The 3021-nt window shown below is 66.4% G+C and carries 2 protein-coding genes; one reads left to right on the forward strand and one right to left on the reverse strand.

The genetic code is table 11. The features are described 5' to 3' along the window. A partial coding sequence (locus K8V11_RS14540; protein WP_303915863.1) for a potassium transporter Kup occupies positions 1 to 2055 on the forward strand: 2055 nt, incomplete at its 5' end. On the opposite strand, the gene K8V11_RS14545 is transcribed toward K8V11_RS14540, so the two are convergent. After that, positions 2052 to 3021 (reverse strand): alpha/beta fold hydrolase (locus tag K8V11_RS14545; RefSeq protein ID WP_303915866.1); only part of this gene is annotated, 970 nt, incomplete at its 5' end. The two genes, K8V11_RS14540 and K8V11_RS14545, sit on opposite strands and share 4 nt — an antisense overlap.

Genomic DNA, 3021 nt, shown 5'->3' on the forward strand with positions numbered 1-3021 from the left:
GACCCCGACACGAAAGCCGCTACGCGGCCTACCTCGAACTCCCCAGCAGAAGCACCTTCCACTTCCCGCCCACACCGCGGCGATCCTCTCCTCGTCCTCGTCACAGGCGCACTCGGCGTCGTGTTCGGCGATATCGGTACGAGCCCGCTCTACTCGCTGCAGACCGTGTTCAGCACCCACCACAACGCCGTCGCCCCGACCGAGGCCGACGTCCTCGGTGTCATCTCGATGGTCACGTGGTGCCTCATCATCATCGTCGCCGTCACCTACATCGGCCTCATCATGCGGGCCGACAACCAGGGCGAAGGCGGCGTCCTCGCGCTCACCGCGCTCATCATGCGCAAGCTCGCCCCAGACACCGGCCCCCGAAAACTGTTCGTCGCCCTTGTACTCGGCGCCATCGGCGCATCGCTGTTCTTCGGTGACTCCCTCATCACACCGGCGATCTCCGTGCTCTCGGCGTTCGAAGGCATCCAGGTCACCAATGCCGTGCCCAACGAGGTCATCCTGCCCGGCGCGATCATCGTGCTCACCGCGCTGTTCGCCGTCCAGCGCTGGGGCACTGGCCGCATCGGACGCTTTTTCGGCGCCGTCATGGTCGTCTGGTTTCTCACCCTCGCGGCAATGGGACTGCCGCACCTCGTCGACAACCCGTCCATTCTTCGCGCGCTGTCCCCGCACTACGCCCTCGCGTTCATGATCGATCGGCCGCTCGTCGCCTTTATCGCGATGGGCGCGGTCGTCCTCACTATCACCGGCGCGGAAGCGCTCTACGCGGACATGGGCCACTTCGGCCGTCGCCCCATCATGCTCGCGTGGATGTGCCTGGTCATGCCGGCGCTGCTGCTCAACTATTACGGCCAGGGCGCGCTCATTCTCGCGGATCCGAGCGCGGTCGCCAGCCCTTTCTACTCGCTCGTTCCCGAGGCCCTGCGCATCCCACTTATCGTCCTCGCCGCGCTTGCCACTGTCATCGCCTCGCAGGCCGTCATCTCCGGCGCCTTCTCCGTCGCCCGGCAGGCAACACGCCTCTCCCTGCTGCCCCGGCTCAAGGTCACGCAAACCTCGGCCACCCATGGCGGCCAGATCTATATCGGCCCGATCAACGCCATCCTCTTCGTCGGGGTGCTCACGCTGGTCCTCGTTTTCCGCAAATCCGAGGCCCTCGCCGCCGCCTACGGCCTCGCCGTCACTGCGACGATCATCCTCGTGCTCGCGCTGTTTCTCCTGTACGCGCGCCATATCCGGCGCTGGCCGCTATGGCGCGTGATCACGATGGCGGTCATCGTCGGCGGGCTCGAGCTCATGCTTCTCGCTGCGAACATCATCAAGATCCCCGACGGCGGCTGGCTGCCGCTCGCCATCGGCGCGTTGCTCACGACGATCATGCTCACGTGGAAGCGCGGCTCGAAAATCCTTTTCGGTCGCCGCCGCGAAATGGAGGGGCCGCTCGTCGACTTCGTCTCCGGCGCCGCCCGCGAGGCCATCCGCGTCCCCGGCGTGGCCGTGTATCCGCACGGCGACCCGACCACCGTCCCGCTCGCTCTGCGCTCCGGCGTCGAACGAGGTCGCGTGCTCCACGAACACGTAGTCATCGTGACGGTCGTCAACGTCGGCGTCCCATACGTCGACCTTCCCGAACGCGTCGTCGTCGATTGTCTCGGCAACGACGCCGACGGCATCGTCCACGTCACCTACCGCGTCGGATTCCACGATTCCCAGGACGTGCCGCACGCCCTCCGCGCCGCGGTCGCCTACGGCCGGTGTTCCGGACCGGGCCGCCGTTGCGACGGACAAGAAACCGAAGCAGCCCCACCTATGACGTCGGACGCTGTATCCGAACAGCCCACGCCGATCCCCGAGCTCGACTTCGATCCGGACGACGCGGTCTATTACCTGTCCGTGTTCCGCATCGAACCCGGGACGGACAGGTCGATGCCGCGGTGGCAGAAGGTGCTGTTCCGGATACTCGAGAAGGCCTCGGCCAACAGGACGCAGGTTCTCGGTCTGCCGCCTACTCGCACGGTCGTCATGGGCGCCGAAACGGTCCTCTAGTCCGCCGACGCACCCGGCCCCTCGTCCGCTTCCGGCGGGGCGATGAGATGCTTTTCGGCGAGCTTGCGGACGATGTCGTTGAACTTCTCGGGCGCCTCGACGTTTCCGGTATGCCCGGTCTCGAGCTCGACGAGCTTCTCCAGGTGTCCGGTCCGTTCGATGATGGCGGCGATTCGCTTCCCCATGGAGTCCGGCAGCACATGGTCGGCGGTCCCCGTTGTCACCACAGTAGGCACCGCCACGGCCTCGGCGGCTTCGTCGCCGAGGTCGAGATCGGCAAGTGCGAGCGCGGTGCGAGCACGCACGCCCGCATTGCAGGTACGCGCGATCTCGCACACGAACGTCGCCTGCTCATCGGTCGTGCGCCGCGGGTTCATCACCAACGTGCGCACCATGTTCCGCGTTAACTTTCCTCGCGGAATCGGCATGGCCGCACCGAGGAGCATCCGGCCGATCCTCACCGTGAACTCCGAGCCGTTGTTGAACGGCAGGACCTTCGTCTCCGTGGCGATGCTCCCGAGCGTCGTGTTCGCCAACAGTGCGCCGACGCTTTTCTTCTTTGCCTGCTCGGGGTGGTGCTTCCACCAGCTCAGGATCGAAATCCCGCCCATCGAGTGCCCGATCACGATCGCCGGGGAGCTCACCGCCGCGTCCATCACCGCGGCGAGGTCGTCGCCGATCACGTCACCGTCGATGTCACGCTCACCCGTCGTGCTGAACCCGTGTCCGCGCTGGTCGTAACAGACCACGCGGAACTCCCCGGCCAGCCCCTGGATCTGCGGCAACCAGTATTCGGCGCGGCACGCCCACCCGTGTGCGAAAACGAGAGTGGGCGCGTCGGCGGGACCGAAGGACATCACTCGAAGCCGTGCGCCGTCGGCGGTGTCCACCCAGCTCACGGCGGGCGAACACCTGCGCACCGCTGCGGCGATATCGCGGTGGACCAAGGGAAAGGTTTCGGTGTTC

It is taken from the genome of Dietzia timorensis (assembly GCF_020742175.1).
Lineage (GTDB): Bacteria > Actinomycetota > Actinomycetes > Mycobacteriales > Mycobacteriaceae > Dietzia > Dietzia timorensis_A.